Annotated in this window: 12 protein-coding genes; 4 read left to right on the top strand and 8 right to left on the bottom strand. The window is 47.4% G+C overall.

The features are described from left to right. Positions 1 to 2 precede the first annotated feature (2 nt). The 6 genes from D9Y29_RS09145 to rpoN form a co-directional block, all read right to left on the bottom strand. Positions 3 to 662 carry a DNA polymerase ligase N-terminal domain-containing protein gene (locus D9Y29_RS09145; protein WP_241237881.1) on the bottom strand — a complete coding sequence of 220 codons (660 nt, stop codon included), beginning with the start codon at positions 660 to 662 and terminating at the stop codon, positions 3 to 5. A 24-nt stretch (positions 663 to 686) separates the two neighbouring features. Further along, entirely contained in the window at positions 687 to 1,469 is a 783-nt protein-coding gene (gene ku, locus D9Y29_RS09140; protein ID WP_127127257.1) for a non-homologous end joining protein Ku, read from the bottom strand. Between the two features lie 50 nt (positions 1,470 to 1,519). Next, positions 1,520 to 2,968: a hybrid sensor histidine kinase/response regulator gene (locus D9Y29_RS09135; RefSeq protein WP_127127255.1), complete on the bottom strand. Its 1,449-nt coding sequence runs from the start codon at positions 2,966 to 2,968 to the stop codon at positions 1,520 to 1,522. Positions 2,969 to 2,984: 16 nt separating this feature from the next. Then, positions 2,985 to 4,610 carry a PAS domain-containing sensor histidine kinase gene (locus D9Y29_RS09130; protein WP_127127253.1) on the bottom strand — a complete coding sequence of 542 codons (1,626 nt, stop codon included), beginning with the start codon at positions 4,608 to 4,610 and terminating at the stop codon, positions 2,985 to 2,987. Between the two features lie 4 nt (positions 4,611 to 4,614). After that, positions 4,615 to 6,084 carry a sigma-54-dependent transcriptional regulator gene (locus D9Y29_RS09125; protein ID WP_127127251.1) on the bottom strand — a complete coding sequence of 490 codons (1,470 nt, stop codon included), beginning with the start codon at positions 6,082 to 6,084 and terminating at the stop codon, positions 4,615 to 4,617. Between the two features lie 61 nt (positions 6,085 to 6,145). Next, positions 6,146 to 7,558 (bottom strand): RNA polymerase factor sigma-54, encoded by a 1,413-nt coding sequence (rpoN, locus tag D9Y29_RS09120; protein WP_127127249.1) that lies wholly within the window; start codon positions 7,556 to 7,558, stop codon positions 6,146 to 6,148. A 190-nt stretch (positions 7,559 to 7,748) separates the two neighbouring features. Between rpoN and D9Y29_RS09115 the strand changes: the two genes are divergently transcribed. Next, positions 7,749 to 9,152: a sensor histidine kinase gene (locus tag D9Y29_RS09115; RefSeq protein ID WP_127127247.1), complete on the top strand. Its 1,404-nt coding sequence runs from the start codon at positions 7,749 to 7,751 to the stop codon at positions 9,150 to 9,152. Positions 9,153 to 9,154: 2 nt separating this feature from the next. On the opposite strand, the gene D9Y29_RS09110 is transcribed toward D9Y29_RS09115, so the two are convergent. Continuing rightward, entirely contained in the window at positions 9,155 to 9,994 is an 840-nt protein-coding gene (locus D9Y29_RS09110; protein ID WP_127127245.1) for an SDR family oxidoreductase, read from the bottom strand. A gap of 113 nt (positions 9,995 to 10,107) precedes the next feature. On the opposite strand from D9Y29_RS09110, the gene D9Y29_RS09105 reads away from it, so the two are divergent. The 3 genes from D9Y29_RS09105 to D9Y29_RS09095 are packed head-to-tail and all read left to right on the top strand — an operon-like array spanning position 10,108 to position 12,801. Then, positions 10,108 to 11,097 carry a Gfo/Idh/MocA family protein gene (locus tag D9Y29_RS09105; protein ID WP_127127243.1) on the top strand — a complete coding sequence of 330 codons (990 nt, stop codon included), beginning with the start codon at positions 10,108 to 10,110 and terminating at the stop codon, positions 11,095 to 11,097. Between the two features lie 10 nt (positions 11,098 to 11,107). After that, positions 11,108 to 12,598: an alpha-amylase gene (locus D9Y29_RS09100; RefSeq protein WP_127127241.1), complete on the top strand. Its 1,491-nt coding sequence runs from the start codon at positions 11,108 to 11,110 to the stop codon at positions 12,596 to 12,598. Positions 12,599 to 12,633: 35 nt separating this feature from the next. Then, positions 12,634 to 12,801, top strand: a complete 168-nt coding sequence (locus tag D9Y29_RS09095; RefSeq protein WP_127127239.1) for a DUF1328 domain-containing protein — start codon at positions 12,634 to 12,636, stop codon at positions 12,799 to 12,801. A gap of 260 nt (positions 12,802 to 13,061) precedes the next feature. Here the strand turns inward: D9Y29_RS09095 and D9Y29_RS09090 are convergent, their stop codons facing one another. Further along, positions 13,062 to 13,433, bottom strand: coding sequence for a hypothetical protein (locus tag D9Y29_RS09090; protein ID WP_127127238.1), 372 nt, complete (start codon positions 13,431 to 13,433; stop codon positions 13,062 to 13,064). Positions 13,434 to 13,471: the final 38 nt, after the last annotated feature.

Genomic DNA, 13,471 nt, shown 5'->3' with positions numbered 1-13,471 from the left:
GATTAATCTTTTTTAGCTTTCCTGCCTGTTTTTGCTGCTTTTGCTGTTTTTTTGGCCCTGGGGCTCCTGTTGCTCACCCATACCTTCTCTCCCCTGGCCCCCTTCGCAAATATTTCCTTTTTCGATTTTCCTTTGATCAGTTTTTCCGCATCGTATTTCGTTTTCACTGCATATTCATCATTGTGTTTGATGAGCAGCCAGTTCTTTTCATCGCGTTTCAACCTCACTAACACGAATTCACCACTGAGCTTGCTGCCCTGTATCACGAATTTCAACTCTCCATTCTTCAACCATTTCAGTGCTTCCTTTTCGGAGATCGGTTCTATTTCCGCATTCACCGGAATATAATTGCCATGGTCCCAGATCTGTACTACACCTGCACCATAATTACCTTCGGGGATCACGCCAGCGAAATCGATATAATCCACCGGGTGGTCTTCCACCTGCACGGCCAGCCGTTTGTCTGCCGGGTTCATGCTTGGTCCTTTCGGCACAGCCCAGCTTTTGAGCACTCCATCCAGCTCCAGCCTGAAATCGTAATGCAGTCGTGTGGCATCATGCCGTTGCACCACAAAACGGAGATGGTCACCCGCAGATCGTTTTACACCGGCAGGTTCGGGCGTATTCCTGAAATTCCTTTTCTTCTTATAATCTTTGAGCATGATTTCCATTTTTGATCAACAATATCAGGAAGCGCGTTTCTTTTTGGTTTCCAGGCTTGCTTTCAACTGGCTCATCAGATCGCTTGCGCGTGAATGCACCACTTTGAGTGCAGGTGTGGTGATCTTCTTTCCTTTTGCTTTGGCTTTGATCAGCTTCATCAGTTTTTCAGAGTAAGTGTCTTTGAATTCGGAGATATCGAATGGGCCGGATAGCTGATCAATGAGGCTCATGGCCATTTTCAGCTCATTGGGTTTGACGGATTTGGCGGTTAGCGTGGGTATATTCAGTTCTGAATGATCGCGGATCTCTTCTTCGAAGCGAAGCCTCTGCACAACCAGCACACCCTCTTCGGCCTTCACCACACAAACCGTTTCTTTGGTCCTCAGCACGAAGGAACCCAATCCCACTTTTCCACTTTTATTGAGTGCTGCCCAGAGCAATGCATATGCGCGAGCGCCGGATTTGTCGGGTTCGATATAGTAGGGAGTTTCCCAGTACATACTGTCGATTTCGGATTCATCTGCAAAAGTGGAAATAGCGATGGTCTTTGTTTTCTCTGGCATGGCCTTCTCGAAATCCTTATCGTCAAGCACAACATAGCGTCCGTCGAGATTATAGGCTTTCACGATATTGGCCCATTGGACCACTTTTCCACTTTTTTCATTGATGCGCTGGAACTTGATATTGGCATGATCTTTCTTATCGAGCATGTCCAGGTCCAGGGAGCTTTCCTGTACAGCGCTGTAGAGTTTTATGGGAATGTTCACCAGCCCGAAGCCGATGGCGCCCGACCAAATTGCACGCATACCGGTAGTTTTTGGGTGAGTTACGGTACGGGCCTGGGGGGTATAGTAATTTACTCAATTTTTTCCTTTCGGAAAGAAAGTACAAACATGGTGCCGCTGCCAGGTGTGGAATGAACGTCCACGCCTGCATGGTGGGCCTGCAGGATATTGAGGGTGGCTGCCAGCCCCAGGCCGAGGCCATTGCGTTTGGATGTGAAATAAGGCTCAAAGAGACGTTGTAAGTTCTCGGGAGAAATACCACAGCCATTGTCTGTGATCCGCACTTCATAGTGCTGTGGCTGAGTGCTTACATTGATCTCCAGCTCACCTTGCCCTTCGGTCATCGCCTCTACGGCATTGATGATGATATTGAGGAAAGCGATCTTCAGCTTCTCTTTGTCTGCCATCACTTCTACGATATCGTCAGGATATTTGATACTGGTCCTGATCTGCTTCAGCATGATGCGGTCCATGGCGGCCGTAAGGCTTTCGTCCATGATATCCTGTAGTGGCCATTTTCGCAGAATGATATCTGTGGGCCTGGCTGTATCCAGCAATTCGGAGATGATGCCGCCAATGCGTTTGGTGTTACGGAGAATGATCTGGTAGTAACTGATTTGTTCCTCAGTGAGGCCATCATGACGGAGATGGTCAAGCGATAAATGGATATTCGTGAGCGGGTTCCTGATCTCATGGGCCAGTGTCCGCGCCAGTCGGCCAGTTGCTGCCAGCTTCTCGCTCATCACCAGGTTCTTTTCAGCTTTACGCAGACTGGTGATATCGTGCAGGATACCCTGCATGTAAAAAGAACCATCGGGCCGTTCAACCGAAGTGGCAGAGAAGATGCAATGCAGTTCTTCTTCGTCGCTGTTGAGCAGGTCAAGCTCCAGGTCTTCCACTTCCCCTTTATCTTTCAGCAACAATGCCAGGTATTCAGCAGCCTGTTTGTTGGGCATGAGATCATAGAGCGTGCGGTCCGCCAGTTCTTCCGATGAATAATTCAACAGTTGATTAGTGGCCTGATTAACGGTAAGGAATTGCAGCGCTGTATCTGCAATGAATATTGCGTCTTTTGATTTTTCGAAAATATTCCGGTATTTCAGCTCATTGTCGCGGAGCGCTTTGATGGACCGTGCTTTCTCCAGGGAATAGCGGATACAGCGTTCCAGTTTTTCAGCATTGAGCTCGCTTTTGATGAGATAGTCTGCGGCGCCCGCCAGCATGGCTTCCATGTCCACTTTGTGATTACCCTTGCCGGTGAGCAGGATGAGCGGTGCTTCGCAATTGCGCAGCAGTGCCTCTTTCAAAAGATCGAGGCCTGTGCGCGCGCCGAGATAATAATCTATGAAGTAAAGATCATACCTGTAATTACAGATATGGTCCATTGCCTGTTGGTAATTATGACACCAGTCCACCCGGAAATTCCCATTGATCTCTTTCACCAGCGTGCTGGTGATAAAAAAATCATCTTCATCATCGTCGATGATCAGGATACGTATGGGTTCAGTGGAAATGAGCATGAAAAGACCAGTGGGTTTATTGTGATTCGGGCAGGATGATGGTGAATACGGCTCCCTTGTCCGGGGCTCCTGTGGCCGAGATCATGCCGGCATGGTTGTCTGCGATCCTTCTGCAGATAGCCAGTCCGATGCCCGATCCCGGGTATTCGGCTTTTCCATGCAATCGCTGGAAGAGCTGGAAGATCCTTTCTGCATATACTTCCTCGAAGCCGATACCATTGTCTGACACCACAAATTTATAATAGTTCCCTGCAGAACGGAGTTTCATTTTTTCTTTTTCTTCCCTGCTCAGTTTATTACTGTTTATGCTGATACGCAGCGGAACACCGGGACGCTGGAATTTGAGCGCATTGGTGAGCAGGTTGCGGAACAGCTGTTTTATCTGCACAGGATTCACTTCAATGTCGGGCATCTGTTGAATATCGATGAAAGCCTGTGAGTCCTCGATGCTCAGGTCCAGCTCATCGATCACCTGTTGTATCAACGTTCTGATATCCGTTCTCACAAATGGATGCTGCATGCGCGTAACACGGGAAAAATCCAGGAGATTGTCTATCAGCACGCGCATGTTCTCGGCAGATGCCAGCATGCGGTTCAGGTAAACGGTTCCTTCCTCTGAAAGCTGGTCTCCGCAACGGCTTCGAAGTCTTTCCCCGAATGTGCTGATCTTGCGCAGCGGCTCCTGCAGGTCATGCGAAGCCACGTATGCAAACTCCTCCAGCTCATGGTTGGAGCGGTTGAGCTCGTCCACTTTTATCTCGAGTTTCTGTTCGTACTCCTTGAGTTTGGTAACATCATGTGTGATACCGAAAATCTTCACAGCTTTCCCATGGGCATCCAGCTGCACTTTACCGAAAGACTCGATGGTTTTTGATTGCCCGTCTGTAGTGAAGATGGAGGATTGCCGCACATAGGTCTCACCATTTTCGATGATCTCATGAATGGCATCATTCGTTTTTTTCACTTCTTCCGAAGAAAGATGAGAACGGAAGAATTCGAAGAGGTCCATTCCTGCCCCGCTCATGCCATCGGTATAGCCGAGTAACCGGCTCATCCCGTCTGACATCACCATCTGCTGTGTATCCAGTGTAAGTTCCCATGTACCCAGATTGAGAAATTCCTCTTTCTGTTCCACCATTTTCTTATAGTGCATCAGATCGCGCAGTAACTGTGTTTTCTCAGTTACATCGCGGTTGATGCCGATTCCCTTCAAAGCATTCCCATTGGCATCGTATTCGAATTTCATCTTGGTAGTGATCACACGCTCCCGCTTGTCGTTCGTCATCACATGATAGGTGTATTCGAAAGGAGTTTTGTCTGCAATGGCAGCAGCGCGTATTTCACGGAACTGCTTTGCATCTCCCGGGTCCAGGTGGGCCAGGTAAAAATCATCGGTTACCTCATTGCTGGCTGTTTCCTGATCATATCCCATGATCCGGAACATGCCATCTGACCAGGTGACTTTGTCCGTTTGAATATCCCATTGCCAGGTTCCGAAGAGCAAAAGTCCTTCCACTTCGTTGTATAGCTCTTTTACTTTTTTAACCTCTTCAACAGGGTTTACGGAGCCCAATTCATCATCATTTTCATTCGTCACCATTTTCAGATATGAGATGTTGTTATTGGCTTCTTCTCGTCTCATCTCACTAACGATTATTTAATTCCTGATATAGTTTGATCTTATTATACAGTGTTTTTCTATCTATATTCAATAATTTGGCAGCTTTGCTTTTATTGAAATTGGTTTCTTTCAGCGCTTTCAGTATCAGTTCATATTCCAGGTCTATACTGGCTTCCTTGAGGCTGTTCTCGAAGGGGGCACGTCTTACGGGTCTTTGCTCCTCCACCACTACGGGCGGGGCTACCTGTGCAGCTTCCGCATACTGATCATTGTTATGCTCAAAGAGCAGCTTTTTATAATTACTGATCTCGAATGGCAGGCTGCGCACCTCGATAAAATCACCATCGGTGAGCAGTGCCGCTCTTTTAACTACGTTGCGGAGCTCTCTAAGGTTCCCGTGCCACACATAATTCCTGAAAATTTCTTCCACTTCAGGCGAAAATCCTTTTACATTTTTCTGCAATCCATCATTCGCTTTTTCCAGGAAATGCCTGGCGAATACCATAATATCATCCTTACGCTGGCGCAGTGGCGGCAGCTCGATGGTGAACTCATTGAATCGATGGAAAAGGTCTTCCCTGAACTTCCCTTTCTGCGCTGCATCCCAGAGTTTTTCGTTACTGGCGATGATGATGCGTACGTCCAGTGGGATGTCCTTTGTGCCACCCACCCTTCTCATTTTACGCTCCTGGATCACGCGGAGCAGGCTCACCTGGATATCGTAGCTCAGGTTGGCGATCTCATCCAGGAAGATAGTGCCACCGTTGGCCATTTCAAAGCTACCGGGCTTCTGGTTGATTGCGCCGGTGAAGGAACCTTTTTCATGACCGAACAGTTCACTTCCTGCCAGCTCCTTGCTTAGAGCTCCGCAATCGATGGCCACAAATGGAAAGGCGGCGCGTTTGCTCTTCTTATGAATTTCCTGCGCAATGGCCTCCTTGCCACTTCCACTCTCCCCGTAAATGATCACACTGTAATCGGTTGGTCCTACCAGTGAGATCTGATCTATCAGATGCTGGAAAACAGGACTGTTACCGAAAATATATTCAGCGTTATTGCCATTCGTTTTCTTCTTTTCTTTTTTTACATCTTGGTGCACTCCGTTGCTGGCAGGGGTTGCAGGCGGAGCGCCGGCCTGTTGCAGGGCAGACTGGATGGTATTGAGGATCTCTTCAGGGAAAAGCGGCTTGGTCACATAATCATAGGCACCCAGTTTCATCACATCCACGGCGGTTTTGAGATCATTGTAACCGGTAATGATGATCACGGGCATCGCCGGATACTTTTCCTTGATCTTCAGCAGCATGGTCTTCCCATCCATTCCCTCCATCCGGTAATCACAAAGCACGATGTCTATATCCTTCACCTCTTCCAGCAGCTCCAGGGCTTTTTTGGCAGAATAGGATTCCAGTGTCTCATAACCATGCTTGGTCAGGAATTTATTCATCAGGAAACATATATCACGATCATCATCAATGACTAAGACTTTTGGCATAGCTGGCAGGTTTTTATGGTATAAATGTACGTTGATTCGATTGATAAGGTAATGATGCCGATCATCCCCATACAGCGCGGATCTGCGCAGTGGGTATCCTCAGCAGTTCACGGTACTTGGCCACGGTCCTTCTTGCGATCTTGTAACCGTTCTTTGCAAGGATCACCACCAGTTGGTGATCGGTGAAAGGGCTCTTCTTGTCTTCCGCTGCAATCGCTTCTTCCAGCGCATGCTGGATGATACGGTTGCTTACTACTTCTCCCTGCTCATTGGCCAGCCCTTCCGAGAAAAGGTCTTTCAGCAGAATATTACCGAAAGGCGTAGCCGCATATTTATTGCTGGTGATGCGTGATACCGTTGAAATATCCACGCCCACTTCTTTGGCGATATTCTTCAGGATCATTGGTTTCATCATCAGCGGATCACCTTCTTTGAAATACTCGTATTGCCATTTCACGATGGTGCGCATCACCCGGAGCATGGTGCTTTCACGCTGCTGGATAGCCGAAATGAACCATTCTGCTGCCTGGAGTTTACTTTTGAGGTATTGCCCTGCAGCCTTATCATCCTTCGCACACTGGTTCTTCACGTTCTCCATCCAGCTGTGACTGATATGGAGCGAAGAGGAACGCTGGCGCGAAAGGCTCACATCGATGGTATCACCTTCTACCGTTATCACGAAATCGGGAACGATATAATTCCTGTTACCTGATTCTTCCGTGGCTGTCATGATAGGTTGCAAAGGCAATGCCGCGATCAACTCCAGCACGATCCTCAATTCATCTTCTTCCAACCCCAGGCTCTCCATGATCTTGTCCAGCTGACGGTTCTTCAGATCCGTGAAATGATCGCGCACCAGTTTGAAGGCGGCCGCTACATCCGGACGGTTAGTATGCTTACGCTCCAGTTGCAGCAGCAGGCATTCGCGGATATCGCGGGCTCCCACCCCGGCAGGATCCAGTGATTGAATCACTTTCAGCAACCGCTCCAGTTGCGGTGCTTCGATCCATTCGCCATACTTGAAACTCATGTCTTCCGCCAGTGAGCTGAGCTCCTGGTCCAGCATGCCGTTCTCATTCAAAGAATCTATGAGATAGCAGATCTGCTGAAAATCTTTTTCTTCCATCAACAGCAGTCTGCATTGCTCTTTCAGGTGCTCGCGGAAATCTGCTACCTGCACGATGGGCCTGTCAGGAATGGCCTCACCTGAAAAATAATTCGCATACTCCGTCTTGTAGTCCGGGATATCATCATAACCGAATTCATCCCAGTCTGCAAAATCCTGTATAACTTCGCTATCTTCCCTGAGGCTGTTATCATCTGCGGGCGCTTCCTCCAGCAGGGGATTCTCTTCCAGTTCCTGCTGTATGCGATGTTCCAGCTCCAACGTATTCAGATGAAACAGGTTCAGCAACTGGATCTGTTGAGGCAGTATCCGTACCTGCTGTTTCTGAGTAAGGTGTTGATAGATCATGGCAATTGATTAATAGTGTACAGCTCATAATGCAAGGCTTAAACCAAAAACCATATTTTATGCATTTTCTTTTTAATTCCGCTACTATGCTGATCCTTACTGAGTTTGAGCAACAATTAAAACATTTTTATATATCCGGCCCGGTTCTTGACTATGTAGAATTATTTCCACAAAATGAGAAATCTCTTCCATGAAGTTCAGATTTCAGTACATATATATCACTTTCCTTCTTTCGTTTGCGATACTTACTGTTCTGGCCGTTCTCTTTTACCAGCGGCTGATGAACACCCAACAGTATTCCAATGCGGTGGAATATACATATGAAAAACTGTATCTGCTCAGCCGCATAGATGCATATATGAAAGATGCCATCAGCAGCGAACGCGGCTTCCTCCTCACGCAGGATTCAGCATTACTGGAACCATTACTGACCAAAACTCCCAGGATCAATCCGCTGATCGACAGTCTCCGTGCACTTACCTTCGATAACAATAAGCAACAGCTCAATATCAATAACCTGAAGCGCATCGTTTCCGACAGGCTCAACCAGGTGCGTACTAACGTGAACAAAGCAGCGCTGAAAGAGAACCGTAGCCAGGACCTTCGCCTCCTTCAATCGAAAGTGCTGATGAATGACTATTATGATGTGCTGAGAAAAATAGAAAGTGAAGAGAGAAGCATGTTGCTGTTCAGGAATATCCGGAAAGACAGTTACCAGGCCAGTACCCCGAAACTGTTGTATGCTATTTTCGTTTTTGCTACCGTGGTTTTTGTGATCAGTTTTCTCTTTATCAATAGGGAGCTCCGGAAAAGGCTCAGCTTTCAGCAGCAGTTGCAAAACCAGGTAGGGTCACTGAACCGCGCCAATATTGAGCTGGAACAATTGACCAATGCACAATCCCACCACTTGCAGGAACCGTTGCGCAAAATACAGACCTTCACTACCCGTTTACTGACCAGGCAAAATGGTAATCTGAATGAGGAAACCAGGAAGCTGCTGGAAAAGATCAATACTACAGCTGAACATATGCATGGGCTTACTGCAGACATGGTAAAATATTCCAACCTCATTTCCAACCGGGAAGCAGCCGTGGACGTGGACCTCAATTATGTATTATTCAAAGTGGCCGAACAGGTGGATGCCCGCCTCACCATGAACCACGCCAGCCTTGTGGTGGCCAATACCTTACCTGTTGTGCGCGGCATTCCCATGCAGCTGGCCCTTCTCTTTGAGCAGCTGATAGATAATTCCGTCAAGTTCTCCCGACGCGATGTACCGCCGGTGATCACCATTACGCATGAAGAAACAGTGGGGAAAACCATCAGTGATAAACTCCTTTCCGTTTTTGGAGGCACCCTTTATTATAAGGTCAGCGTGGTAGATAATGGGATGGGATTCAGCAATGAATTTGCAGAAAAAATCTTCGGCATTTTTGAAAAACTGGAAACACAACAACTCTTCCTCAACAGCAAGGGCATTGGCCTCGCGATGGTGAAGCGGATCATGATCAATCATGGCGGCAATATTTCCGCATCGGGATATGTAGGCCAGGGCGCTGTTTTCCATTTATATTTTCCTGTTCCTAATCGTTAGGACTATCCCACAATCTCGCCACCATTAACGTGGATCACCTGTCCCGTGATATAAGCGGCATCATCACAGGCCAGGAAAAGGAAGGCCGGCGCCAGTTCATAGGGATAACCTGCGCGTCCCATCGGCGTATTCTTTCCGAAATTGTTCACATGCTCATTGGTGAAACTGGCAAAGATGAGCGGCGTCCACACAGGGCCCGGCGCCACTGCATTTACACGAATACCTGATTCAGCCAGGTTCTTCGCCAGCGCACGGGTGAAAGAAACGATGGCGCCCTTGGTGGCGGAATAATCTATCAAATGTTCGCTGCCTCTGAAAGCTACTACCGATGCAGTATTGATGATACATCCATCTTTATCAATCAACTTCAAAGCTTCCTGTGAGGAATAAAAGAAAGGATACATGTTCACATCAAAAGTATGCCGGAATTGTTTGGTACTGATCTTCTGAAAATCATAATCTTCTTCATGTGTTCCGGCATTGTTCACGAGGATCGATATCTTTTTGAAATGCCTGTATACATCTTTCACCATTTTACGCGCGAAAGTTTCATTGCTCAGGTCACCCTTCAGCAATAAACATTCGCGCTGTTCCGATTCCACAAGCTGCTGCGTTTCCTTTGCATCTTTATCACTGCTTTTGTACACGATGGCCACATCGGCGCCTTCACGAGCAAAGAGCACCGCCACGGAACGCCCGATGCCGCTATCGCCGCCGGTGATGATGGCTACTTTATCTTTCAACCTTCCCGATCCTATGTACCCGGGCCGGATGATCATATTGATCTGGTCCAGCTGTTTTTTCAGCCTGGGCTTTACCGGTGTCTTTTTCAGTTTTGCCATATCCATTTTGCCATTACAATAAAATTCCTGTACCAGTTACTGAGGTGTATTCTCCACAGCAAAGGAGGGTATAACAGTTGAATATCCAATCGATACAAATACAGTTAAACGGAATGGATGAATTTTTATGGGGTGTGATCGGCACCGGAAATATTGCAGAGGCATTTGCAGAAGACCTGCACCTGGCAAGAAATGCCAAACACCGGATCAGCGCGGTGCTCAGCCGGGAAATGAGTACTGCCCGCGAGTTTGCAGGGAAATTCAGCGCACCTGATTCCTTCGATGACCTGGAACAGTTTGCAGCGCATTCACAGGTGAATGCAGTCTACATCGCCACACCGCATCCGATGCATTTCGAAGAAGCGCAGGTATGTCTGAAACATAAGCTGCCTGTTCTCTGCGAAAAACCGATGGGCATCAACAAACGGCAGGTAACGGAAATGTTCGAAACAGCAAAACAGCACAACACATTCCTGATGGAAGCGATGTGGACACGCTTTCTTCCCAGCATCGATATAGTGCAGGAAATGTTGCAGAATGAAGCAATCGGCGAACTCAGGCATATCAACGCCTCACTCAGTTTCCTGGCTCCGCGGGAAGAAGGCAGTCGATATTTTGAACCATCACTCGGCGGCGGTTCTCTGCTCGATCTCGGGGTCTATCCCATCTTCCTGGCGCAACTCCTGATGGGCAAGCCCAGCAATATCCATTCTTCCATCAAACGCTCTGAACAAGGCATCGACGAAAATTGCGCCATGCTGCTGCAGTTCGGCCCTGATAAATACGCCATGCTGGAATCTTCACTGATCACGCAAACACCCAATACCGCCACCATCAGCGGCACTACCGGGCAGATCACCATCACCAATCCCTGGAACGAAAAGCCGCCTTCCATCATATATGAAAAATATCACGGTGTGAAATGTGAAGAGCCGGTGCAATGGGAAGGACGCGGGCTGCAGTTTGAAGTGGAAGAAGTGTACGAATGTATCCGGCAGGGAAAGATAAGCAGTGAAAAGATGTCGCCTGAATTCAGCCTCAACCTTATCGAAACGATGGACACTGTCCGCCACCAGCATTCCATCCGCTACCCGTTCGAATAAAAAGTTTGCCATGGAAAAAAATTCAACGCTGTTCCAGTTCTTTCACTGGTACTACCCTGATGATGGTTCCCTCTGGGACCATTGCCGTGAACAGGCCGCCCACCTGGCATCGCTGGGCGTAACGCATGTATGGCTGCCTCCTGCTTACAAATCTGCTAACGGTACCGCAGAACCGGGATATGCGGTCTACGATCTTTTCGACCTCGGTGAATTTGATCAGAAAGGAACTGTTCGTACCAAGTACGGCACTAAAGAGCAATACATCCATTGTATCAAAGCACTCCATGATGCCGGCATCCAGGCCATTGCCGATGTGGTGCTCAACCACAAGCAGGGAGCCGATGAACAGGAGCATATCATGGCCCGCCGTGTGAATTCAGAGAACCGTAATGAGATCTATCCTGAATCCATCGGGATCGATGCCTTCACCAAATTTACCTTCCCCGGCAGAAAAGGAAAATATTCCGATTATATCTGGGACCACAACTCCTTCACTGCGGTTAGCCTGGGCCGTGATAACGAAGTCCAGATCTATCTGCTGGAACACCAGAACAGACAGAACGGATGGGAACAAATGATAGACGGGGAGAAAGGGAATTTCGATTATCTCATGGGCTCAGATATAGCCTTTGACCGTGAGTTTGTAAGGAACGAGCTCAAGCACTGGATCAAATGGTATATCGAAGCCACTGGCGTAGACGGTTTCCGCCTCGATGCCGTTAAACATATCACCGTGAAATTCTACAAGGAATTCATTCCATATATCAGGGAAGTATATAGCAGGGATTTCTTCTGCATCGCCGAGTACTGGAGCCATAACAAGGAAGCCATCATTCAATACTGCAATGAACTGGAACAATATTGCCTCATGTATGATGTGCCGCTGCACTTCAATATGTATGAAGCTTCCATGAAGAAAAAAGAATATGATCTCCGCAACCTCTATCATAACACCATCCTGGAAGCATTGCCAGACAAAGCGCTCACTTTCGTGAACAACCACGACAGCCAGCCGCATCAATCCCTGGAGAGCTGGGTTGACTACTGGTTCATGCCCCATGCCTATGCACTTGCCATGCTGCGTGAAAAAGGAGTACCCTGTGTTTTCTATCCCGATCTGTACGGAGCTAAATATGAAACAAATGGACATAGCATCGAGCATGTTCCTGTATTTCCTTTAAGCAAAATGATGCAGGTGCGCCACAGGCTTTCATATGGGGAACAGGAGGACCATTTTGATCACCCAAACACCATTGGATGGGTAAGGAAGGGAGTGGAAGAAATAGAATTCTCCGGCTGCGCCATCCTGCTATGCAATGGAGAAGAAGGCAACAAATCTATGAACATGGGCCCTTCGCATGCCAATAAAACATTCGTAGACTGTACAGGTAACCGCCAGGACAAAGTGCAGACAGACGAACATGGACATGCCAGCTTCAAAGCCAATGGAGAAAGCGTTTCCGTATGGATACGCGAAGAAGCCATGGCATTGCTGGCATGAAATTTTAAACAGTATCGATAATAAAATGAACGCCTATGTTACGCTGGACAATCATATTCTTAGTGGTAGCGATCGTTGCCGCTATCTTCGGCTTCGGTGGTATCGCAGCAGGTGCTGCCGGCATTGCAAAAATACTGTTCTTCATTTTTATCGTCCTATTCTTACTTAGTTTGATTGCAGGACGACCGAAGGGTGTAGATTAATAACAACTGACTTCATAAGGCAACGGACAATTATAAGCGGGCAAGCCAGGATGGTGCAATACCTCCTGGCTTCTTTTTTTATTCTATCAGGAGCTTCAAATAAAAATAGCCCCGCCATTTCCGGCGGGGCTTTCAACCAAATCAACGTCTGCCCCAAATTCTTTCCGCACAATGTGTGGCTCTTCATTTATATATATAAACCGTCCTATTGCTATTGTATCGTAAATGCCTGTCTGATGTGTCCACTATCCTGCGGGTGTCTATTGCTTGATAGACGGTATTTTCTTTTCAGTTTTTTCCGGATCATGGATGGGAGTATCGATCTCCGGATCTTTGTTGTCTGAAAGGTCCTTTTCACCTGAATACTTACCAGGCTGGTTTCCCTGGTTCTCCGTTTCATCTATACGGTCCTGCTGGTCCGTATTGGTGATATCGTTCTCCTCGTTGGTTACTTTAGGCTGATGACCACTTTGATTTGGTTTCTGTTTTGGTTCCTTTTCCGCATATCCGCTCTTGTTATGACCCTTATCGAAATTCTGTTCTATATTATCCTTATTGCCATGCTGCTTGTTCGCTAACTTATCTTCGGGCTTTTGAGCTTGATGCGTCTTAGGATCATGTTGTTTATTCATACTTCACATTTTAATGGTTAACATTTACGTTTCCATTT

Origin of the sequence: Pseudoflavitalea rhizosphaerae, from assembly GCF_003991355.1 — a bacterium.
Taxonomy (GTDB): Bacteria; Bacteroidota; Bacteroidia; order Chitinophagales; family Chitinophagaceae; genus Pseudobacter; species Pseudobacter rhizosphaerae.
This window is presented reverse-complemented; position numbering and strand designations above follow the sequence as displayed.